We start from the raw sequence: 21,564 nt of genomic DNA on the forward strand, positions 1-21,564 counted from the left end.
ACTCAAGCCGCGCCCTCCTTGGGGCGCAGCTCACTTGCGATGCCGTCCAGAACCGCGTTGACGAGGCTCGCCTCGTTGCCGGGGAGAAAGAGCTTCGCAAGATCGATATACTCGTTGATGACGACGCCAACAGGTATGTCAGTACATTTTGCAAGCTCGAATGACGCTGCACGCAGGCAGGCGCGGAGCATGAAGCCGCAACGTGCGAGCGACCAACCCTGACCCAGCCGTGCCGCTATCAGGGGGTCGAGTTCAGCAATCGCTTCGGTTGTCCCGATCACCACCCTTTGGAACATGTCGCGATCCACCTCCGGTGACGGCTCCTGCCCCAGAGGTTCGAGTAGCTTGCTCAGCCGATGCTCGCTGAATTCACGCACCACGTCCAAGGGTTCGGCATTGTTGAGCTCGATCTGATAGAGCGCTTGGACCGCTGCGAACCGAGCCGCCCGCCGTTTGTTGAGCAGAGGCTTTTTCATTTGGGCGCACCGCTCAGACGTCTCGTCAAGGCTAACAGGGCAATGGCTGCGGCAGCTGCGCCCCCACCCTTATTCTGGTCTTTTGGGTCGGCGCGTACCACGGCCTGCTGCTCGTTCTCTGTTGTCAAAATGCCGTTGCCGATCGCGAGCCTGCCACGAACGCCTAGATCCATCAGGCCACGGCAGCTTTCCTCGGACACGAGTTCGTAATGCGTTGTCTCACCACGGATGACGCAGCCGAGTGCCACATAGGCATCGAATCCGCCAGCGGCTTCGGCTCGCGCTATCGCCGGCGGTATCTCCAGTGCTCCTGGAACGGTCACGAGTTCCGCCTTCGCGCCGGCCTCTTCAATGACCCGCAACGCGCCTTCGATCAGCATGTCGTTGATATGGGAATGATACCGTGCCTCAACGACCAGTATGGTTGCACCGTCAACGCGTTCGACGGTCAAATCGGCTCCTTGGCCGGCCATCAGTCACCTTGCCCTTCGATCAGACGTGTCTCGATCACGCGCAAATGAAATCCCTCAAGACCGATAATCGTGCGGTCACTGTTCGCTAACAGTATCATATCGCGGACACCAAGGGCCGTCAGAATCTGCGCGCCGATGCCGTAGACGCGGAGATTGACCGGCGGTGGCGGAGTGAGTCCAAGGCGCTGCTTCAGCCGTTCCGTGATCCCGCTCGGAGCTGGCTCGCGAAGCAGAAGGACGACGCCGCGACCTTCTTGCCCGATCAGCCGCATGGCTTGCTGCAAATGGTCCCCGCGTCCACTTTCACCTTCGCCTAGCAGGTCCTCGAGGATATTGATGGCATGGACTCGAACCAGCACGGGTTCCGGTGTCGTGACATCGCCCTTGATGAGGGCCACATGCTCAACACCATCCAGGACATTGACGAAGATCTGCATGCGGAAATCACCGCCAAAGCGGCTATGAAATCGCTCCGTCATCAGCGGCTCGACCAGCCGTTCGGTGCGGACGCGATGCTCGATCAAATCAGCTATCGTGCCGACTTTCAGGTTGTGATGCTGTGCGAAGGCCACCAAGTCTGGCAGCCGCGCCATGGTACCGTCGTCTTTCATGATCTCGCAGATCACGCCGGCCGGCTTGAGGCCGGCCAAGCGGGCAACGTCGACGGCGGCTTCGGTATGGCCCGTTCGCACAAGCACGCCACCGTCACGCGCCATGAGCGGGAAGACGTGTCCAGGAGAGACGAGATCGTCCCGACTACTCGCATCGTCGATGGCGACGGCAATTGTCTTTGCCCGATCGGCCGCGGAGATCCCGGTCGTCACGCCCTCGCGCGCTTCGATACTGGTGGTAAAGGCGGTCGTGCGCCGCGGGCCGTTGCCTTGCGTCATAAGTGGCAGAGCAAGTTCATGGCAGCGGTTCTCGGTCATGGCCAGGCAGATTAGTCCACGGCCATAGCGCGCCATGAAATTGACCGCCTCTGCGTTGCAGAACTCCGCGGCGATGACGAGGTCACCCTCGTTTTCGCGATCCTCGTCATCGACGAGGATGAACATCCGGCCTCGTCGCGCCTCTTCGATGATCTCGTCGGCAGTGGAGAGAAATGCGACATCCTCAGGGGCTAGCCGCGCGAGCCCGGCTGGATCAGCGCTCACGCGGCTCTCCCGAGTTGGCGAGCAACGTATCGTGCGAGCATGTCAGCCTCCAGATTGACGGCGTCGCCAACTTGCCGGTCATGCAACGTGGTCTCTTTATAGGTGTGCGGGATAACGCTCACACTAAAGCTGTCGGCATCGACGGCGGCAACGGTTAGGGAGATGCCGTCAACAGCGATCGACCCTTTGACCGCGACCAGCGGGGCAAGGTCGGGCGGCAGCTCGAAGACAAAGGACCAGTTGCCGTCCGCCAGGGATTCGACCTTGCGGATGCTGGCGATGCCGTCGACATGCCCGAACACCAGATGACCGCCCAGGTCGTCGCCTATTTTCAAGGATCTCTCGATATTGACGCTGGTGCCGGGTTGCCATGAGCCGATCGTGGACCTCGCCAATGTCTCCGGCGAAACATCAACCCAATAGTTGGACCGATCCTTGCTTGTGACAGTCAGACACACACCCGAGTGAGACACGGATGCGCCAATATCAAGTTTATCCAGCGCGAAGCCCGGTTCGACCTCCAGCCGTCTCGTCGATTCCTCGCCTGCAACCCGCCTGACAATTCCACGATGCGTCACGATACCGGTAAACATGTTTGAGCCTTGGTATCCAATCGCTGAGCAAAAACAGTAAGATGGTCGTCGCCCAGGCTTCGATGATCGATGGCACGCCAGCGCGGAGCGTCGGCGGGAGCCGCTAGTTCAAGGTCGCCGATCGCCGGCCTGGCATCTCCACCCATGAGAAGAGGGGCGGTGAACCAATAGATGCGATCGACGAGGTTGTCTCTCAACAGCGCCGTCGACAGGGTCGCACCACCTTCGACGAGAAGGCGCGTGAGACCACGGTCAGCCAGCCACGCGAGCATGTCTGTTAAAGATGTCTCGTCGGGAAGGGCGGCAATCTGCAGCCCGGGCCTCTCACCCAGCAAGGCAGCTCTTTTAAGGCCGGTCTCGCTGGTGATCAACACAACCGGCTTTGTGGGCGAGGCGGAAGCGGTCAATGAACGATCCAGTCCCGCTCGAAAGCGCCGGTCCAGCACAATGCGTAGGGATGCGCTCTCCGTCATTCCAGGCAGCCGGCAGGTAAGATCTGGATCATCGGCCAGGAGTGTGCCACTGCCTATCATCACTGCGTCATGCGAAGCGCGCAGGAGATGGCCAAAGGCTCTTGCTTCCTTGCCCGTAATCCAGCGGCTTGATCCATTGGCCGCTGCAATCTGGCCGTCCTGGCTGGCCGCGATCTTAAGGCTTATCATCGGCCTGCGGTCGCGGATGCGGCGATACAATCCCAGATGGTCAAAGAGCGCCTCTTCTTGAAGGCAACCCACAACGACGTCCAGCCCCGCTTCACGCAGCCAGGCGATACCTTTGCCGTTCACGCGGGGGTCGGGATCGCCGCAGCCGATCACGACACGGGCAACCCCGGCCGCGACGAGCGCAGCGGCGCAAGGTGGGGTCCTGCCGTAATTGGAGCATGGTTCAAGAGTGACATAGACGGTCGCCCCGTACGCTTCGGGTCCGGCCTGCCGCAGCGCCTCGGTCTCCGCATGGGGGCGGCCGCCTTCCTGTGTGATCCCCCGGCCCAGTATGCGGCCATCCTTGACGATGATGCATCCGACCGCCGGATTCGGGCTGACCCGACCGAGTCCACGCCGTCCCAGTGCCAGCGCCGCCCGCATAAAGCGGGCATCGTCAGTCATCGGACCGCCTCTGGAGCGTCGTTCCCGGCCCTGTCGCCTTCGCCGTCAGTTGCCGCGATGTCGTTGATGAATTCCTGAAAATCGCGAGCCGTGCCGAAATCCTTGTAAACGGATGCGAATCTCACATAGGCGACTTCGTCGAGTTCCGCGAGGCTCTCCATCGTCAACTCACCGATCCTGGTCGAAGGGGCCTCGCTTTCGCCTGACGTCTCGATACGGCGCACGATACCGTTTACGATTCGTTCGATCTGATCCTCGTCGATGCCGCGCTTGCGCGTGGCGATCCTGATCGAGCGGATTAGCTTGTCACGGTCGAAGGGAACGCGCTTGCCGTCCTTTTTCACCACAACCAGATCGCGGAGTTGGACACGTTCGAACGTCGTGAATCGACCGCCGCAGCTTGGGCATTGTCGCCGGCGCCTGATGGAGGTCGAGTCCTCGACAGGCCGCGAGTCCTTGACTTGTGAATCCTCGAAACCGCAAAATGGGCAACGCATAGAAAATGAGCCTTTAGTGCGCTCTGAAGCTAAGGCAGATCGTCTTCGTCTGGAAGACGGGTCAATCTCTCTCCCTGCTCGCCGGATTGGCTGGCCGGCATCAAGTCACGCGAATTATCATCCTCGGCCGGCTCCCCATCCAAGGGTCGCTGACGTTGCCATAGGCGCGCATAAAGCCCCCGGTGTTGCAAGAGCGATCGATGAGTTCCTTGTTCTGCAATCCTGCCCTCCGCAAGGACGATGATCTCGTCGCTGTCGATCACGGTGGAAAGCCGGTGGGCGATGACCACCGTCGTTCGTCCGGCCGAGATTCTCTGCAATTGGATTTGCAACTCACGCTCCGTACGGCTGTCGAGGGCGGACGTTGCCTCGTCGAGTACAAGAATCACCGGGTTTTTCAAAACGACGCGCGCGATCGCGACCCTTTGCTTCTCGCCGCCCGACAACTTCAGCCCACGTTCACCGACCAGCGTGTCGTAGCCCTCCGGAAGGGTGCGGATGAACGTGTCGATCTGCGCGACCCGCGCGGCCTCAACGATTTCGTCGCGGTCGGACCCTGGCCTTCCATACGCGATGTTGGCGGCAATGGTGTCGTTGAACAGCACAGTGTCCTGCGGCACTACACCAATCACATCATGCAAGGAGGCGAGCTTGACTTGGCGAAGGTCGTGGCCATCGATTTCGATCCTGCCGTCGCTGGGGTCATAGAAACGGAAGAGCAACCGGGCGATCGTCGATTTACCGGCACCGGAGGCGCCGACGATGGCGAGCTTGCGCCCAGGACGGACTTCGAAGTCGATACCTTCCAGAATGGGGCGGCGCGCGTCGTAGGCGAAAGATACCTGGATGAATCGCAACCTGCCGCCAGCGATACGGATGGGCTCAGCGTTCGGAGCATCGGCGATTTCCGGCCGCCTTTGCTTAAGACTGTGGATCATTTCGAGGTCGATTACGGCCTGCTTCAATTGGCGGTAGACAAAGCCCAGCAGGTTCAGCGGGACATAAAGTTGCAGGAGAAAGGTGTTGAGTAATACCACGTCGCCCGCCGTGAGCTTGCCCGCCACGACGTCGGCCGCCCCAAGAATCATCAGGATCGTCAAACCGGCTGCGATGATCGCTCCCTGGCCGGCGTTCAGGAAGGCGAGGCTGGTGGCTGATTTCACGGCCGCATCTTCATAAGCTGCGAGCGATCGATCCAGCCGCGCGACCTCGAGTGCCTCGTTGCCGAAGGCTTTGACGACTTCGAAGTTGATGAGGCCATCGACAGCGACCGCATTAAGGTCGTTGTTGCGCGTGTTCATCTCGCGGCGATATTGCGTTCGCCATTCGGAAGTGACAATTGTGAACAGCGCGTAAGCGCCGATGGTCAGAAAAGTTATTGCCGCGTAGATCGGCGAATAATGGACAAGCAGGACGACTAGAACGAGCACGAACTCAATCGCCGTCGGTACTAGGCTGAAAATCAGTGAATCCAGGATGACGTCCATGCTGGCAACGCCGCGGTCGACAGCGCGAGCCAATTCGCCCGAGCGTCGCTCGAGGTGAAAACGCAGCGAAAGCTCGAAGATGTGGGCATAGGTTGAGCGCGCCAATTCACGGCCAGAACGATAATTGACCCTGGCGAAAAGCGTCTCCTTCACCTGGGCCAGGAAGCCATTGCCAAAGCGCGCGGCCCCGTAGCCCATTAGTGCGCCTAAAGGCAGAATGCCAAAACCGGTAACGCGAAGCGCGTCGACCACTGTGCGAAGGAAGAACGGTACTGTCAAGTTGACGAGCTTGCCGGCAATCATGACAACCAGCGCCATCACGATGCGTCGGCGAAGCGCGGGTGTATCCGCCGGCCAGAGATAGGGAAAGACCAGGCCCGCGAGATCCCGCAACGTGATCTTGCCTTCGGGCTGTGTGTGGTCAATAGGACGAGCTTTCAATCATTCCTGCCGAGTTGTGTCCGGTGCCCAGCAGAGAGTTGGGGCCGGAGCTTGCTCTGCCGCAGCGACGTCGCGATGAAATGTCGTTGGCCGATCTTGGAGGAAGTGCAACAAAATGGCGAATGCCGCGCACTTACTCGACTTCGTGATCGGTAGCGTGGGCACTGCCGGCGGCCTTCTGGCAAATCGGATTTCGGCAAACGGGCGCTGGCTTGTCCTCCTCCTGGAGGCTGGTGGGAGCGACAAGCAGTTCTGTGACCACGTACCGTCGGATATCTCTACACGTATAATCGCCAGAAGATCGACTGGTGCTTGAAGACCGGCCCGAGGCAGGCTGAACGGCCGCGAACTGGACTATCCGCGCAGCCGCGTCCTGGGCGGCTCGTCGTCGGTCAATAGCATGATCTGTATGTGCGGCCAGGAGCGTGACTATGGCAGCTGGACGCAGCAAGGTAATCCAGGCTGGTCTTGTGACAAGGTGCTCCCATTCTTCAGAAAAATTAGAAGATCATTTTGCCGCTGCCAGCGCCTATCATGGCAATCGGGCGAGGAATGGCGCGTTGAAAGACGGCGACTTCGATGGTCTATCCTCGAAGCCTGAAATCGCGCGGCCGTCGAGGTGGGTATCCCAGCCGTCGATGATCTCAATACGGGCGACAATGAGCGCTCCTGCTATCTCGAGGTCAATCAGCGCCGCAGCGTCCGTTGGAACAGCAGCAAGGCTTTTTGCGACCTGCGAGGCACCGACTGAACCTCGAAGTGAAAACCGACCTCCATGTCCAGCGTCTGTTGCGTAAGGACGGGCGTTGCCACGGGCTGTACTATATACGAGCTGAAGGAAGGATTGCGCGGGTCGCAGTGGCGCGCGAGGTCGTGCCTGCAGTCGGTGCCATACGCTCGCTGCATACCTTGCAGCCCTCCGGTATTGGCGACGGGCGAAGCTCGCTTCTGTTGGTATCTTGGCTCAGCATGATTTGCCGAGTGTGGGCGCCAATCTCCGAGATCGTTTGCAGCAGCGGGCAGTTTATGGCGTCAGCCTTGAAAGGACGTTGAACACGATGGCGCTCAGCCCCTGGTCCCAGGTCAAGATCGCTAAAGAATACGCCCTTTTTCGCAGAACGCCGCTGACGATGGCGCCGTCGCAGTAAGTTGCTTTTACCCGTAGCGATCCCCGTTTCGAGACACCCAATGTGCAACTCCACGTCCAGTCGCTTTCACTCGATCAGCCGCTCCACCGGTTTCCAGCCATGACGGTATCAATCTGCGACAGAGGAGCCGTGGGACGGTATTGCTTGTCACCGCTGATCTGATCGCTCCTCCTTTCAATGCGCCGCGCTATCTTTCGACCGAGAAGGATTGCGGGGTCGCGGTAGAATCGCTGCGTCTCGCTCGCTGCCTGATAGCGGTGACGGCATTGGTAATACGCGATTGCCTTTAAGAGGTTGATCGGGATGATAGTCAAAACAGCCCAAGGCCGAGCCGCCAGATCTTGCCCGGAGGTAATTATGGATTTGTGGTCACTTTCTATCGGGTTTCTTCTCGGCGTTGTCGTAGCGATTGTCATTGCTTGGGTCGCTGTCAGCCGTGCCAGCGAGCGGCGACTTGTGGCAATCGAGAAGGATGCGCAGGATCAGATCCAACGAGCGATGCAAGAGGCTCGTGACGCCGACCTTGCCCATCGCGAAACGAAAGAGCGGCTGATCGCGCTGGAACTCGCGCGCGCCGCGGTGCCGGTCGCGCAACCCGCAGCGGACAAAGCCCCAAGCCTCGCTAACTCAAATAGGGACCGCCCCTCCTATTCGCGGCCGGCAGCCAACAATCTCAAGCGCATTCGTGGCATAGGTCGGGCGGTCGAAAAGCGTTTGAACGGCATGGGCATCACAACGATAAGCGCGCTGGCCGAACTTGGGCCCGATCAGATCAAGTCGATCGAGGAAAGGCTGGGCTTTCCTGGTCGTGTCGAGCGAGAGGCATGGATCGTGCAGGCTCGGGCTTTGTCGGAAGCCGACGCCCGCGATCGTGCTTGAGTCAACGACAGTTATTCTCGTGATGGAGCAGGTCGATCCAGGAGTTGCTCAATGGCGCGCTCGATTGTCACCTCATTCTTGACGATGCGATCGACGGCATCCGTGATTGGAAGATCAACCTTCAATTTTGCGGCCAGCGCCATTGCCGCACCCGCCGTCCAGACGCCCTCGGCCAGCGCATGCGATGGGCCTAACAGGTTCTTCCGCTCACCTCCCGTCGCCAGTTCATAGCCAAGGCGCGTATTGCGTGACGTCAGGCTGGTAGCGGTAAGCATGAGGTCGCCCAGGCCCGCTAGTCCAAGCAATGTCGTCGGCCTGCCGCCTATCGCCGCCGCGAGCCGTCCGATTTCCGCCAAGCCTCGGGTGATGAGCGCGGCACGGGCATTCTCTCCCAGTTCTTTGCCCATGCAGATGCCTGCAGCGATTGCGATCACGTTCTTCATGGCCCCTGCAATCTCAACCCCCGCCACGTCATCAGAGGGGTAGAGGCGGAAAGCCGGCGTCTTGAGGAGGTGGGCGATGTGGGCGGCGTCTTCGATACTTTCGGCGGCTAGCGTGACCGCTGAAGGTTTTTCTAGAGCAACCTCCGCTGCGAAAGCCGGCCCGGACAGAACGGCGATCCTGCGCGTTGGGTTAAGGGCGCGGGCAACCTCGCTCAAACGCGCCCCGCTAGGCCGTTCGAGGCCTTTCGCGCAGATCACCAGAGATGAAGTGCCAGTGGGTAGAAGGCGGCAAAGTTCGCGCAAGGCTTGAGCGGGGACGGCCACCAAGATGCAATCTGCCGCGTGAAAATCTTGGATGGCGGCGGCTATCGTGATTCGACGATCCAATGTCAGGCCTGGCATCCGCCGGCGATTTTCCCGCGTCCGACGAACATCGCTCGCCTGTTCGGTGTCGCGCATCCACCAGATGACACTATTGTCCGCTCGGGCGGCTGTCTGGGCCAGAGCGGTTCCCCATGCCCCTCCACCGACAACGGCGATCTTTGCCATCCCTCGACTTGGCTCCCTTCCGCTACATACGCGATTCGATCATCTAACAGGCCTTGCTATCTGGCGACAGCCGATAGCGGATGAGATCGCTATTCGAGCAAACTGATATTGCGCCGCAGCATCCAGCGGGGCAGTTTCGAACAGCAATCAGGGGGGAACTGGGGATATGACTATCGCTGCCGTCAAACAGGAAAAAGGACGATCAGCGGGATCCCCCTCCCTGAATAAGGACAAAGGCGGATCGGCTGTGGAAGAGCTGCGCTCTCGGCTGTATCAGCTCAGGGAAAAGAGTGAGCAGGATCCTTATACCAGTCCGATCAAGCTGCTGGCTTTGGATATAAGGCAACGTCTTGCCGACGGTAGGATTTCGGAAGAATCGCTCGAGCCGCTCGTCCAAAGGCTGACTGTCACCGCCGCGCGGAGCCGTGCCGGCATTCTTCGGCGCTATCTGGGCGAACTTGGCGAAGCATCGAACAACGAGACGATCGGGCGGCTCATTCGCGGTCTGGCGTTTGAGAACGATAGTTTGGTGCCATTCGAAACCTTCAAGGAGCGGCTGGAGCGTGCCTATTATGGCTTCGTGATCACCGCGCATCCCACTTTCAGCCTGGCGGTGGATTTGCAGCGTGACCTCATGGCACTGGTCGAGAGGGAAGACGACCCGCTTGCAATTGAACGGCTGGAGCGATCGGCGCATCGCCCCGATCCCCTGGTTACTCTCGACTATGAGCAAGATCGCGCAAATGAGGCGATCCTAAATCTTCTGACGGCGATCTCGAACTGTTATCGTATCGCACTCGACGTCGGCGCAGAACTATACCCTGAACAATGGCGGACGCTCTCGCCGAAGCTCGTCACGCTCGCGACCTGGGTCGGGTATGATACCGATGGCCGGTCCGACATCCTCTGGTCGACGACCTTTGCCAAGCGGCTCCGCATGAAGCACATTCAGCTTCTGCGATATCGCGAGACGATCCAGGCGATCGTGCGCGCGGCCGGTCCCACCTCCGTGCTCATTTCGAGCCTCGAACTGATCGAGGCCAGATTAAGCTTGGCCATCAAAACGGCCGCCGATGAACTACAGGTTCTGGACAGGGCCGCTGTCAAACCGTTCACCAAGCAGGAATTGGCGCGCCTCTCAAAGCAAATGATCGAGAGCGGCACGGGTAGGTTGGTGCACGCACGGCAAATCCTGGAACTCATGGACCGTGCTATTGCGCAAGCCGAAGATCCGGGCCTTGTTCGCGAACTCCTGGTGCTCAAGGCCGAGATCAAAAATCACGGCTTGGCCGCGGCGCGCTCGCATCTGCGGATCAATAGCCTGCAACTGCATAATGCGATCCGCAAGCAGATCGGCATGGACCATGCGGCCGATGATCCCAGCTATCGGTTGAGCTACCTGCGAGCGATCACGGAAGAGCTGAATAACGTCAGACCGGTTCAAGTCAATTTCGGTACTGTGCAAGACGAAAGGGCCACGGCGCGTCGAGTCTTCATGACGATGGCGCAGATGCTGAAGTTTATTGACGCGGGCGAGCCCATCCGCTTCCTGATCGCCGAATGTGAAAGCGGCTTTACGTTGTTGGTGGCGCTATATTTTGCCAAGCTTTTTGGCATTGAGCGACTGATCGACATCTCGCCTTTGTTTGAAACACGCAACGCCCTTGAGCGGGGTGTGCAGATCATCGACGAGGCACTCAGCGTGCCAGTCTATCGCGACTACGTTAAGGGCAGGGGCCGTCTTTGCCTTCAGGCCGGCTTCAGTGATGCCGGACGATATCTCGGCCAATTGGCGGCGGCGGTGGCGATCGAGCGCGTGCGACTGGGCCTGGCCGAGGTTCTGCAGGCGAAAGGCCTCGACGATATCGAGGTGATTTTCTTCGATACACATGGCGAGAGCATTGGCCGTGGTGGCCATCCTCTCAGCCTCGCGGATCGCTTTCGTTACTTGGATTCGCCTGAGAGTCGACGGCGCTTTCAGCGTGCGAATATCCGCCTGCGTGAGGAGACCAGTTTCCAAGGAGGGGATGGCTATCGATACTTCCTCTCGAGCAAGACGGCGCTTGCCGTCCTCACGCGTTCGCTCGAGCATTTTCTTGGCACGCCCCAGGAAACGGACGATCCTTTCTATGTCGACACCTCCTATATCGACGAGTTTTTCGCCACCATCGAGCAATTCAACGCGCGCGTGATCGCGGACCCATGCTATGCGGCGCTACTGACGCTTTTCAGTTCGAATTTACTCTATCCGTCGGGGTCGAGATCGTTACGTCGGCAATTCGACGCCCCTGGGGCGAAGCAGGCGATCGATCATCCTTCGCAAATCCGTGCCATTCCCCATAACAGCATCCTGCAGCAGTTTGGCATTCTCGCCAACACGATCGGCGGTCTCGGACAGGCAGTCGGCAAGAACCCCGAACGTTTCCTTGAGCTATATCGTGAAAGCGCGAGGTTCCGCCGGCTGATGACGATGGTCGAGCATGCCTTCATGTTCACCGATCTTGAAGTCGTTCGCGGCTATCTCGATCTCTTCGATCCTGCTTCCTGGCTAAAAGCCGCTTGGGATGCACGCGAACCGGTGGAACGCGAGCAATGCATGTCGATTGCAGCACTCATCGAGCACGCCAATCTTCACGATCGAGTCTCACGCATCTTCCGTATCTTCCGACGTGATCATCTGGACCTGGCTTGGGCACTGCGTGCCCACCGCCGGGCTACCAGGAGCGTCGGCGACGAGCCGATCGCGGTCGATCCAGAAACGCGCGACAATATGCATCTGTTGCACGCGACTCGACTGGCGCTCATCGAGCGGATCATGCGCCTGGCTGTGCAGGTGCCCGACTTCAGCGACCGCCATCCAACGACCAGGGCCGGTCTCGTCATGGCGATTATTCAACTCGACATTGAACCTGCTCTCCAGCTTTTGGGCGAGGTATTTCCTCTGGTCGACGGTGCTGACGAGGCCGTCGATTTCGGGGAACCTTCCACCTATCAGGAAGGCGGCGCTCACTCCTACGCGCAAGAGCACATGACGATATTTCGGCCGATCGCACGGGATTACGACCTGATCCGCCGTATTAGTACGGCTCTCGTCCACCATCTCGGAGCGTTGGGATGAAAGAAAAAAGGCGACCTTCCGGCCGCCTTTTTGCATATTTTATGATGTCCAGATTTAGTTCCGCAGCGTTCGCTTCGGCTCGTAAGAGCCATCCTTCAATTGGGAAAAAAAATCGGTAAGCTGCGGATGCTCGATCGGCTCGCCCGTCTGGTCGGCCAGAAGGTTCTGTTCTGAGACATAGGCCACATAGTAGCTGTCTTCATTCTCGGCCAGCAGATGATAGAAGGGTTGGTCACGCTCGGGACGGACATCCTCTGGAATGGCCTCATACCACTCCTCGCTATTGGAGAATGTCGGGTCAACGTCGAACACCACGCCACGGAAATCGTAGCGACGATGCCTTACCAATTGCCCGATCGAGAATTTCGCCGCACGTTCCATCTTCGCAATTCCGCTGTCGACCGGCATTTTTGTTGAACGCTCCCCCATGCTGGAGATCTCATGCGATCAAATCGTTAGGCACATATTGTGTTTCATTTCGGCGACGCCAAGCGGTTGGGTGGATCCTCAAGGCTTTCGCAGGTTCACGATAAGGCTGGAGGTGTCATAGCGTGAGCCACCCTGTTGCTGGACCATCCGGTAGAGTTGATCGACTGCGGCGATGATGGGGAGCGGTGCGCCATTGTGACGTGCCTCTTCGATTGCAATACGCAGATCCTTTCGCATCCAATCGACGGCAAAACCGAAGTCAAATTTCCCTTCGACCATTGTCTTCCAGCGATTTTCCATCTGCCAGGACTGCGCCGCTCCTTTGGATATGGTCGCCAGAACGCGATCCGTATCGAGCCTCGCCGCGAGCGCAAAGTTGACCGCTTCCGCAAGCCCCTGCACGACGCCGGCGATGCAGATCTGGTTGACCATCTTGGTCAGTTGTCCTGCGCCCACCGGACCCATATGGGTGATCGTCCGGCCATAGGCCTGCATGATGGGCTCGGCTCTGGCGAAAGTCTCTTCATTTCCCCCACACATGATGGTCAAGATGCCATTCTCTGCGCCGGCCTGCCCACCTGAAACCGGGGCATCCATGAAGAGCGCGCCTTTTTCACGCGTCGCTAGGTCCAACTCACGGGCAATGTCGGCAGAGGCGGTCGTATGATCGACCAGAATGGCACGCTTATCGAGAGCACCGAGAACTCCCTCATCGCCATAGACGACTGAGCGAATATCGTTGTCGTCGCCAACCATCGTGAAGACAATTTCGGCACCTTGTGCGGCATCCCTGGGTGTGTCGTGGGCCGAGCCACCGTGTTGTTTGACCCAGGCTTCGGCCTTTTTCTTCGTTCGATTGAAGACACGAAGCTCGTGGCCCTTCGCGGCGAGGTGACCTGCCTGCGGATATCCCATGACCCCAAGGCCGATGAAGGCAATCTTCACCATGTCGTTCGTCCCCTCGATAGCTCTGTTGTGCCCAGAAGCTAGACCACTGCTCTCGTGGCCTCAAGGTGACCTCCCAGGTGCCGCCTGGACCCCGGGGGGAGCGACTGCCACTATGGGCGAAAGCATGCGCCATCATGCAAGTTAGGCCGCCGGGCCGTCAGTACCTCCATCCTTAAGGACGATCGCTTTGTCGCCGACGACGCACCCAGAACCGATCCGATTGGCGGACTACAGGCCGCCAGTCTGTGAGTTTGAAGAGATCAGCCTCGATTTCGTACTCGACCCCGATGTGACCACCGTCACCTCGCGCCTTAAGGTTAAAACCCGTTCCGGTGCACCAGAAACGCTCGCTCTCGATGGTCGCGAACTGACGCTAAAATCAATCAAGATCGACGATCGACCGCTGGGTCGGGACGAGTTCCAGGTAGATCGTGAACATCTGACGCTTATCGATGTGCCGAGCACCTGCCTTATCGAGATCGTCACTACGATCGCGCCTCGATTGAACTCGGCGCTCATGGGACTTTATCTGTCGAACGGAATCTATTGCACGCAATGCGAAGCTGAAGGCTTTCGCCGCATCACCTATTTTCTCGACCGACCCGATGTCATGACCCGTTACAAGGTGCGAATCGAGGCCGATCTTGCGTCGTGCCCGGTTCTTCTTTCCAACGGCAATCCGGTAGGTGGCGGCAAGCTTGCCAACGGCCGCCATTTCGCCCTGTGGGAGGACCCTTTCCGTAAGCCGGCCTACCTCTTCGCGCTCGTCGCTGGCGATCTCGCTTGTTTAGAAGATCACCATGTGACGCGATCCGGTCGTCGTGTCGCATTGAAGCTCTATGCCGATTCTGCGGCCATTGACCAATGCGCGCACGCGATGGACTCCTTGAAGCGATCAATGCGCTGGGACGAGGATGCTTACGGTCTCGAATATGATTTGGACCTGTTTCAGATCGTCGGGGTTGGTGATTTCAATTTCGGTGCCATGGAGAACAAAGGGCTAAATATATTCAACACATCGGCACTCCTGGCTCGGACCGATACATCGACTGATGGAGATTTCCAGCAAGTCGAGAGAATTGTCGCGCACGAATATTTTCATAACTGGAGTGGAGACCGTGTTACTTGCAGAGACTGGTTTCAGCTCACGCTCAAGGAGGGGCTCACCGTCTTCCGGGATCAGCAATTTTCGTCGGACATGCATTCGGCCGCAGTGAAGCGCATCGCCGACGTCATGCTTCTGCGCGAAACGCAGTTTGCGGAGGATGCCGGCCCTCTTGCTCATCCCATCCGTCCGGAGTCTTACGTCGAGATCAATAATTTCTATACTCGTACGGTCTATGAGAAGGGCGCCGAGGTCGTGCGCATGCTGCACACGCTTCTCGGTGCTGAACTCTTTCGCAAAGGCATCGACCTCTATTTCGCGCGTCATGATGGATCGGCGGTGACGTGCGAGGATTTCGTCCAGGCAATGGCGGACGTTTCAGGGCGCGACCTACGACGCTTCATGCGCTGGTATAGCCAAGCTGGTACCCCCGAGGTGCGAGTGACTCGTGAGTTCGATTCGTCCACGGGCAGCCTGACGCTGGAATTTACGCAGTCGACACCACCCACGCCCGGGCAACAGGCCAAGCTGCCGCTTCATATTCCGATCAGAGTCGGACTTGTTGGCCGGGACGGCCAAGCGTTACCTCTACAACTCGCCGGTGAGAATGCCAAAGGGGAGACGGCCAGGGTTCTTGAACTCACCGAAGAACGACAGAGTTTTACTTTTGTCGGGCTGGATGCGGCGCCGGTCCCTTCGATCTTGCGTGGGTTCTCCGCGCCGGTCCGTCTGCGGAGCGATCTCACGAAAGACGATTTGCTGCATCTCTTGAAGCATGACGAGGATGCCTTCAATCGCTGGGAGGCAGCACAGAGTCTGGCGGCCGAGGCCATCGTCCAGGCCATAAGGATGAGCCCGCAACGACAGCCCGTACCCGATGCCGACCTCATCCAGGCCTATAGCCGCCTACTGGAAGGCTCGATCGAGCAAGACCATGCCTTCGTCGCGCGGACGCTCAGCCTGCCCGGCCGTTCGTTCATCGCGCAGCAACTGAGCGTCATCGACGTGGACGCGATGCATCGCGTCTTCAAGACCTTCCAGGAGACAATCGGAAGAGAACTGGAGGCGCCCTTGCTTGCCGCCTATCGGAGCATGGCGCGAATTGACGATGGTTCGACCCGCACGGCGGCGATGGCAGCACGTACGCTGAAGAACGCCGCACTGGCTTACTTGGTCATAGGGCAGCCCGCGAAATTCGAGCCCCTGGCGGTGTCGCAGTACCGCCAATCGTCTATGATGACGGATCGCCTCTCTGCTCTTCGCATTCTAGCAGAAATCGACGGGGCGGCCGGCGCATCGCTTCTCGAGGATTTTTATGGACGCTGGCAGAATGAACCATTGGTTGTGAACAAGTGGTTTGCGCTGCAGGCGGGCATTGAGGACTACAAGTCTCCCGAGCGTGTCGAAGCGTTGATGCAACATCCGGCCTTCACACTAGCTAATCCCAACCGCGTACGGGCTTTGCTGGGAACGTTCTCGATGGCGAATTTGATCGGCTTTCATCGGGAGGATGGTGCTGGCTATCGGTTACTCGCGGACAAAGTCATCGAACTTGATAGCAAGAATGCCCAAGTGGCCGCTCGCCTGCTGACGACGTTCGGTCGTTGGCGGCGTTTCGATCTTCATCGTCAACAGATGATGAAGTCGCAATTGGAGCGGATCCTGGCTGTTCCGGGGCTGTCACGTGACTCCTACGAGATCGCTAGCAAGAGCCTAGGCTGATCGAACCGAGGGGTGGCCTCGCTCAGGCGATGGCCATCCCCTATCTCCGGCAACTTCCTCGGCATTGGTTCAGGCTTAATATAAGAATATCATCCTCCTGCTGTCGCGGTCGAGACTGCAGTTGCAAGGAGCGGGATCGATGGCTTACGCGGCGCGGAATCTGTCGTGTCCGCTCTACGTGAATGGCCGCACTCTTTGGCATTGCAGGATGTGTGACCGGAGCACGACGGTCGTTACGACGGGGTATCTCAACGAAACGGTTTCGATTGCTCCGCATTAGGGCTTCATTCTCGATAATACGCGGACCGACAGGAGCGGTGGCGACAGCGGCGTGATGGTCGTGCTGTTCAACGCTGGCGGTATCGTCGACGTTTCGAACGCCGAAAGCTTCGTGTCGGCCGTGTCAACCGCAGCCCCAGACGCTGCGCCCGCCATAGTGTTATCGGGTGTGCCGACGCAGATCTGCTCCGCGTTGTCTTTCTCCGACATGGCCTCTCAGAGTGCGAGTCTTGTCGACAAGACCGCCGACGACAATGGGCGTGCCTACCGCGTTGCAATAGCGGCCGGCGGTGCCGAGGTCCGTATTGCCGAATCCTGTGATGGGCATCGCGCATTCCGTTCAGGTAGCGGCCACGAATGCTTTGGGGAGGGGCCGGTGGCGCTCGCAATTGCCTTCTGTACGGCAGGTGTGGCGACCGATCCAAACGATCGGCCCCGGCATCACGAATGAGTATCAGGTCACGGCGGAGTTGATCGTGGGTTGGCGAACCCTCGTCGGCACAGCGATTGGGCCGCGACATGGCGGTCTTGCGGTGGCGTCAACGGTAATTTCTTGCAAGCGACCTAGATCAAAGGGGCAACAATTGGCACCGGCACGCCAATGCGCGGCCCGACTCTATAGCGCGGCCCTGAGTTCGTCCGTCGCGGATCGAGTCTATATCGATGGCGGCTATAATGACCTCCGCTACATGCCCCAAGACGCCGTCACCAACGCAGCCTGACGTTGCGATTTCAGACATATGATCTCGGTGTTGCTGACGTCGGGTCTCTACACGTCCGACAATATTGTTATCGGCTCACCCTATTGCGTTCCGGCTAACATGTTCAACAACAAGACCACGCCCTTCGTCGTGGCTGATCGAACGATCTTTGAGGGTTATGTGGCGGCGGGTCGCGACCATCCTGGGCACAGCACTTGCCATGTCGTCCCAGCACAAACTGGCAATCGTCTACATGAAGTCGATAAATAGCTTTCTAATCTACATCGACAGAGCGGCGCAGGCGGCGGCCCAGAACTCCGTTCTCGCGGGCAGCCAGGGCACCGGAACGGGCTTTCAGGTTCGTCAGGGCAGTGTGGAGCCCGCCTGTGCCAACGCCTATATCTCGCAGTCCGTCAGGTTCGGAACCGGAACATATGCGCCATGAGCAGGTTAATATCGCTTACGATGGCCCCATGACTATTAAACTGCCGACCCTATCTGTGTTCGTGGCTGGCGTGCCTTGATCTTTTTCTCAATCTACGGTCAAGACTCTCTCCGGCCAGCGGCGGACGACCTTTTTTGGGGATCTGGAACTGAGCGAGCGATTGATGAAAGCGGAAGGGTCGCTAAGGCGCCGTTTCTGCGTGGCGGTTTTCGTGGTCTTGAGCGGCTGTCAGTTGATGACGTCAGAACAGACTGCCCCTAGCGCTCCGGCCCCCGTTCTTTCGGGCAATCCGCAAATTCCAGCTCCTCCCCCGCCCAAGCCTCGGGTTATTACACGCACCCAGGTCAAGACGCTGGTTAAGGCTGAGAAAATCTGTCCGTCAAAAGGGCCTATAACCTTGACCCAGCAGGATATTGCCTCACTCAGCCAAAGTCTAATGATGCAGATCGACCAGCATAATCAGGAAGGCGCCGCCGCTGGTTGCTGGTGATCGCCGTGAGCCCGGATGGATTGGAGACGGATCGAGGGCGCGTGGCCAGGAGAACGCCGGACGTCTTTCCCACCACTGGCATATCGAATGCCGGATGCGATTGGCTGTCTATCAAGGCTGCTTGAGCTGAGAGAGAAAGTTTCGTCGGTTCCGGGGAGGCTGCAATTGACTATCCTACGACCCATGAGCCAGTTCGATTGCAGGCGAGCCTTGCCCGCAATCGCACATAATACTGCGGAACGGCGGACTACTGAGAATCTGCGACCAAGCCGTCTGGACTAGGCCGTAGACTCATAACCGCGCAGCCACAGCCGTATTGAGGCGAGTTGGACCATGGCGAGGAAGTTGACGGCGAGCTTGTCGTATCGGGTGGCGATCCGGAGGAAATGCTTCAACTTGGAGAAGAAGCGCTCGATCAGATCGCGTTCTCGGTAGAGCCGCTTGCTGAAGCACGGCTTCCAGCGGCGGTTGCTCTTCGGCGGGATGTTGGGCGTGGCGCCCTGTTCCTGAATCAACTCGCGGATGCGGTCGGCTTCATAGGCTTTGTCGGTCAGCACGATAGTGCGCGGACCGAGATGGTCGAGCCGGGTGTCGGCGATCTGGCCGTCGTGGGTTTGCCCGGCCGTCAGGGCGAGCCGGATCGGGAGGCCTTGCGCGTCGACGACGACGTGGATCTTGGTCGTGAGCCCGCCTCGTGATCGACCGAGACAGTGATCTGCCCCCGTTTTTTTGCTGTCGCGGCCTGTTGGTGGGCACGAACGGAAGTGCTGTCGATCATCTGGATGGCGCCGTCATGGGCGGCGGTGATGGCGTCCATCAGCCAGTCCCAAACACTTGCCTTCCGACATCGCACGAAGCGGTTGTAGCAGGTGGTGCGCGGACCATAGCGCTCGGGCAGATCGCGCCATGGCGCTCCGGATCGCAGCACCCAGAAGATGCCATTCAGCACACGGCGATCTTCGACGCGCGGCACACCTCGCGGCTTGTTGGGCAAGAGTGGCTCGATCACGCGCCACTCGAAGTCGGTTAGGTCATATCGGCTCATACCCGCTTGAATCATCAACCGATGACCTACGGAAGGCCGGACTTGATCTCGAACGGTTGTCCTCGCATCTATAGGCAATGGCCGTGACACTGCTCCCTTTATCGAATGGACACTACTCGTTGGAGTTCGAGCCTGCGGACCTGCCGTCGGTGTCATCGGCCATTCGCGATCGCTACGGCGTGCCCGACAAACGCCAATATCCGACATCTGCCGAGTATCGGTTCGGTGGGTGCAGTTTCACCTTCCAAAACGAGTGGGATGATCCCTGCCTTACTTCTGGATCAGCCGAAGGCGACGACATCCTTAAGAGCCTTCACAGCGATCTCAGCACCGGCGCCTGTTACGCCCGCCTTTATGGATTCTCGGCCTAGATCGGTTGAGCAAATCAAGATTGGTCGCCAACATAGTGCGCCGCTGACGTTTTGATGGAACCGCTCGATAAGCGGCGTGCTGTGGAAGGTTCAGAGGCCTAGTAGGCTCCCTCGCGGGCGAAGACGACACGTGCGGTCATGAAGAGGATCATGATGTCGCGTGTGAGACTCCAGTTCTGGACGTAGAATGCGTCCATGTCGACCCGACGCTGGAAGTCGATGTCGCTGCGACCGCTCACCTGCCAGAGACCCGTGATGCCCGGTCGGTTCTGCATGTAGTAGACGCGATGCTCGCCATATTGGAGCACCTCGTCATGGGTGACCGGTCGGGGACCGACCAGGCTCATATCGCCCCGGAGCACGTTGACGAGCTGCGGCAGCTCATCGAGGCTGGTCTTGCGCAGCCAGGCGCCGATTTTGGTGACCCGCGGGTCGTTCTTGAGCTTGCGGGTGAGACGCCATTCCTCCGCCGCTGCCGGATCCGTCCGCAGGATCTCCTCAAGCCGTTCCTTGGCATCGACCGCCATGCTGCGGAATTTCAGGCACTTGAACGGCTTGCCGTGCCGGCCGATCCGCTCATGGGCGAAAAAGATCGGTCGTCCCGACGTCGCCACCAGCAGCGAGAGAATGCCGAACAAGGGGGCCAGAAAGAGCAGGATGCAGCTCACCACGACGATGTCGAAGGCACGTTTCACACCCGCCTGAAAACGGGCATCGAAATCACGTCGGACACGCATCAAGGTAAGATCATGATTTACAAAACGGCTTTTGTACGATCGACGCATCGGCAGACCGCGCAGCGGCAGGACGACATCGACGAAGCGATGCGTTCTACTCAATCGATCGACGAATTCCTTGGAGGCTTTGAAGTCCTCGATATCAAGGGCGACGATGATGCGGGTCCGGGCGAAGCGACGCAGGAGTTCGAAAGGGTTATTGCCGACCCCGACGACGGGCAGGCTCGTCTGCTCGTCGAGCCTTAGCCGCTCTTCGTTGCCAACCTCACCAGTCGGTGAGACGAAGGCAATAGGCCGATGCGCCGGCACCGGCTCGTCCAACATGGCAAGCGCCAGGTCGCGGGCGTTCCTGCCCTTGCCGACGATGACGACCGGCATCGTCCAGAGACCTTGGTGCATAAGCCAGGACTTGACCAGGAAACGCATCGTCAAGACGAGGATGCAGCTCACCGTCCACATGCCGAACACGACGAGGCGCGAGGCCTCGATCTGGAAAAAGAAGAGGATGGCGGCCTCGATTGCCATCGCCGCGACGAAGGCCTTGATGACCTCGCCGGCTTCCTGCCAGAAGGGCCGCCTTTCCTGGTAATGCCCAAGATGGCGCAAGAAGAGCACGAGGCCCGCCGTCACCACAATCTCGATCCCGATGCGGGTCAACATGATCTGGTTGAAAGCGGCAAATTCCGGGTTCGATCGTACGATGCCCAGAACAATGATGAAACCGCATATGATGGCGAGAATATCGATCGACGGAAGAGCCAGATGCCGATGGCTGGCGCTGACAACATCGCGCTTATTTGCCATCGGGTAGGCCGACGTTCCTGTCATCATCCTATGGGATTCCGAATATCGTCAGATATATGACTGAGCGAAATTAACTATGATTTTTATAAACCACGAGGCGTGCTGCGACGCAATAAATACCTGT

Annotated in this window: 20 protein-coding genes; 8 read left to right on the plus strand and 12 right to left on the minus strand. The window is 58.9% G+C overall.

The features are described 5' to 3' along the window. Positions 1 to 2: 2 nt before the first annotated feature. The 7 genes from nusB to CFB17_RS08490 are packed head-to-tail and all read right to left on the minus strand — an operon-like array spanning position 3 to position 6,227. The gene (gene nusB / locus CFB17_RS08460) at positions 3 to 476 is read right to left on the minus strand and encodes a transcription antitermination factor NusB (RefSeq protein ID WP_088561104.1); all 474 of its coding nucleotides are present in this window, start codon (positions 474 to 476) and stop codon (positions 3 to 5) included. Beyond that, entirely contained in the window at positions 473 to 928 is a 456-nt protein-coding gene (locus CFB17_RS08465) for a 6,7-dimethyl-8-ribityllumazine synthase (protein ID WP_243389813.1), read from the minus strand. The genes nusB and CFB17_RS08465 overlap by 4 nt, the downstream gene beginning before the upstream one ends. Positions 929 to 948: 20 nt before the next feature. Continuing rightward, a complete protein-coding gene (ribB, locus tag CFB17_RS08470; protein WP_243389814.1) occupies positions 949 to 2,103 on the minus strand; it encodes a 3,4-dihydroxy-2-butanone-4-phosphate synthase in 1,155 nt (384 codons plus the stop codon). Continuing rightward, entirely contained in the window at positions 2,100 to 2,696 is a 597-nt protein-coding gene (locus CFB17_RS08475; RefSeq protein ID WP_088561110.1) for a riboflavin synthase, read from the minus strand. Before CFB17_RS08475 ends, ribB begins: the two co-directional genes overlap by 4 nt. Next, positions 2,678 to 3,802, minus strand: coding sequence for a bifunctional diaminohydroxyphosphoribosylaminopyrimidine deaminase/5-amino-6-(5-phosphoribosylamino)uracil reductase RibD (gene ribD, locus CFB17_RS08480; protein WP_088561111.1), 1,125 nt, complete (start codon positions 3,800 to 3,802; stop codon positions 2,678 to 2,680). Before ribD ends, CFB17_RS08475 begins: the two co-directional genes overlap by 19 nt. Then, complete coding sequence (gene nrdR / locus CFB17_RS08485; protein ID WP_088561112.1) at positions 3,799 to 4,299, minus strand: transcriptional regulator NrdR; 501 nt, start codon at positions 4,297 to 4,299, stop codon at positions 3,799 to 3,801. Before nrdR ends, ribD begins: the two co-directional genes overlap by 4 nt. 29 nt (positions 4,300 to 4,328) lie before the next feature. After that, positions 4,329 to 6,227 (minus strand): ABCB family ABC transporter ATP-binding protein/permease, encoded by a 1,899-nt coding sequence (locus tag CFB17_RS08490; RefSeq protein WP_279311722.1) that lies wholly within the window; start codon positions 6,225 to 6,227, stop codon positions 4,329 to 4,331. 334 nt (positions 6,228 to 6,561) lie between these two features. On the opposite strand from CFB17_RS08490, the gene CFB17_RS20050 reads away from it, so the two are divergent. The 4 genes from CFB17_RS20050 (at position 6,562) to CFB17_RS08515 (ending at position 8,254) form a co-directional block, all read left to right on the plus strand. Then, on the plus strand, positions 6,562 to 6,828 hold the full coding sequence (locus tag CFB17_RS20050) for a GMC family oxidoreductase N-terminal domain-containing protein (RefSeq protein WP_088561114.1): 267 nt from the start codon (positions 6,562 to 6,564) through the stop codon (positions 6,826 to 6,828). Positions 6,829 to 6,846: 18 nt separating this feature from the next. Then, entirely contained in the window at positions 6,847 to 6,978 is a 132-nt protein-coding gene (locus tag CFB17_RS19780) for a hypothetical protein (protein ID WP_279311723.1), read from the plus strand. Positions 6,979 to 6,986: 8 nt separating this feature from the next. Continuing rightward, the gene (locus CFB17_RS20055) at positions 6,987 to 7,280 is read left to right on the plus strand and encodes a GMC family oxidoreductase N-terminal domain-containing protein (protein WP_407642395.1); all 294 of its coding nucleotides are present in this window, start codon (positions 6,987 to 6,989) and stop codon (positions 7,278 to 7,280) included. Between the two features lie 452 nt (positions 7,281 to 7,732). Further along, positions 7,733 to 8,254, plus strand: a complete 522-nt coding sequence (locus CFB17_RS08515) for a hypothetical protein (protein ID WP_133063869.1) — start codon at positions 7,733 to 7,735, stop codon at positions 8,252 to 8,254. An 11-nt stretch (positions 8,255 to 8,265) separates the two neighbouring features. Here the strand turns inward: CFB17_RS08515 and CFB17_RS08520 are convergent, their stop codons facing one another. Next, the gene (locus tag CFB17_RS08520; protein ID WP_088561118.1) at positions 8,266 to 9,246 is read right to left on the minus strand and encodes an NAD(P)H-dependent glycerol-3-phosphate dehydrogenase; all 981 of its coding nucleotides are present in this window, start codon (positions 9,244 to 9,246) and stop codon (positions 8,266 to 8,268) included. A gap of 166 nt (positions 9,247 to 9,412) precedes the next feature. On the opposite strand from CFB17_RS08520, the gene CFB17_RS08525 reads away from it, so the two are divergent. Then, positions 9,413 to 12,364: a phosphoenolpyruvate carboxylase gene (locus CFB17_RS08525; RefSeq protein ID WP_088561119.1), complete on the plus strand. Its 2,952-nt coding sequence runs from the start codon at positions 9,413 to 9,415 to the stop codon at positions 12,362 to 12,364. Positions 12,365 to 12,418: 54 nt separating this feature from the next. Here CFB17_RS08525 and hspQ read toward each other — a convergent pair whose 3' ends face one another. Both hspQ and CFB17_RS08535 read right to left on the minus strand, forming a co-directional pair. Continuing rightward, positions 12,419 to 12,772, minus strand: coding sequence for a heat shock protein HspQ (hspQ, locus tag CFB17_RS08530; protein ID WP_243389816.1), 354 nt, complete (start codon positions 12,770 to 12,772; stop codon positions 12,419 to 12,421). 99 nt (positions 12,773 to 12,871) lie between these two features. Then, positions 12,872 to 13,741 (minus strand): NAD(P)-dependent oxidoreductase, encoded by an 870-nt coding sequence (locus CFB17_RS08535; RefSeq protein WP_088561120.1) that lies wholly within the window; start codon positions 13,739 to 13,741, stop codon positions 12,872 to 12,874. Between the two features lie 187 nt (positions 13,742 to 13,928). Between CFB17_RS08535 and pepN the strand changes: the two genes are divergently transcribed. The 3 genes from pepN (at position 13,929) to CFB17_RS08550 (ending at position 17,993) form a co-directional block, all read left to right on the plus strand. After that, positions 13,929 to 16,568: an aminopeptidase N gene (pepN, locus tag CFB17_RS08540; RefSeq protein ID WP_088561121.1), complete on the plus strand. Its 2,640-nt coding sequence runs from the start codon at positions 13,929 to 13,931 to the stop codon at positions 16,566 to 16,568. A gap of 334 nt (positions 16,569 to 16,902) precedes the next feature. Then, a complete protein-coding gene (locus CFB17_RS08545; RefSeq protein ID WP_088561122.1) occupies positions 16,903 to 17,298 on the plus strand; it encodes a hypothetical protein in 396 nt (131 codons plus the stop codon). A gap of 428 nt (positions 17,299 to 17,726) precedes the next feature. Further along, a complete protein-coding gene (locus CFB17_RS08550) occupies positions 17,727 to 17,993 on the plus strand; it encodes a hypothetical protein (RefSeq protein ID WP_088561123.1) in 267 nt (88 codons plus the stop codon). 768 nt (positions 17,994 to 18,761) lie between these two features. On the opposite strand, the gene CFB17_RS08555 is transcribed toward CFB17_RS08550, so the two are convergent. Continuing rightward, a protein-coding gene (locus CFB17_RS08555) for an IS5 family transposase (protein WP_407642397.1) occupies positions 18,762 to 19,528 on the minus strand; the annotation gives its coding sequence in 2 pieces (ribosomal slippage) (positions 18,762 to 19,219 and positions 19,219 to 19,528; 768 coding nt in all). Between the two features lie 469 nt (positions 19,529 to 19,997). Beyond that, complete coding sequence (gene wbaP / locus CFB17_RS08565) at positions 19,998 to 21,440, minus strand: undecaprenyl-phosphate galactose phosphotransferase WbaP (protein ID WP_165769502.1); 1,443 nt, start codon at positions 21,438 to 21,440, stop codon at positions 19,998 to 20,000. Between the last annotated feature and the right edge of the window lie 124 nt (positions 21,441 to 21,564).

It is taken from the genome of Arboricoccus pini, assembly GCF_900187945.1.
Classification (GTDB): Bacteria; Pseudomonadota; Alphaproteobacteria; order Geminicoccales; family Geminicoccaceae; genus Arboricoccus; species Arboricoccus pini.

Bases quoted from the DNA above. Each gene is read 5' to 3' on its own strand.
- nusB (WP_088561104.1), bottom strand. From the start codon at position 476: ATGAAAAAGCCTCTGCTCAACAAACGGCGGGCGGCTCGGTTCGCAGCG.
- CFB17_RS08475 (WP_088561110.1), bottom strand. From the start codon at position 2,696: ATGTTTACCGGTATCGTGACGCATCGTGGAATTGTCAGGCGGGTTGCA.
- ribD (WP_088561111.1), bottom strand. From the start codon at position 3,802: ATGACTGACGATGCCCGCTTTATGCGGGCGGCGCTGGCACTGGGACGG.
- nrdR (WP_088561112.1), bottom strand. From the start codon at position 4,299: ATGCGTTGCCCATTTTGCGGTTTCGAGGATTCACAAGTCAAGGACTCG.
- CFB17_RS08515 (WP_133063869.1), top strand. From the start codon at position 7,733: ATGGATTTGTGGTCACTTTCTATCGGGTTTCTTCTCGGCGTTGTCGTA.
- CFB17_RS08520 (WP_088561118.1), bottom strand. From the start codon at position 9,246: ATGGCAAAGATCGCCGTTGTCGGTGGAGGGGCATGGGGAACCGCTCTG.
- CFB17_RS08525 (WP_088561119.1), top strand. From the start codon at position 9,413: ATGACTATCGCTGCCGTCAAACAGGAAAAAGGACGATCAGCGGGATCC.
- hspQ (WP_243389816.1), bottom strand. From the start codon at position 12,772: ATGCCGGTCGACAGCGGAATTGCGAAGATGGAACGTGCGGCGAAATTC.
- CFB17_RS08535 (WP_088561120.1), bottom strand. From the start codon at position 13,741: ATGGTGAAGATTGCCTTCATCGGCCTTGGGGTCATGGGATATCCGCAG.
- CFB17_RS08545 (WP_088561122.1), top strand. From the start codon at position 16,903: ATGGTCGTGCTGTTCAACGCTGGCGGTATCGTCGACGTTTCGAACGCC.
- CFB17_RS08550 (WP_088561123.1), top strand. From the start codon at position 17,727: ATGTGGCGGCGGGTCGCGACCATCCTGGGCACAGCACTTGCCATGTCG.
- wbaP (WP_165769502.1), bottom strand. From the start codon at position 21,440: ATGGCAAATAAGCGCGATGTTGTCAGCGCCAGCCATCGGCATCTGGCT.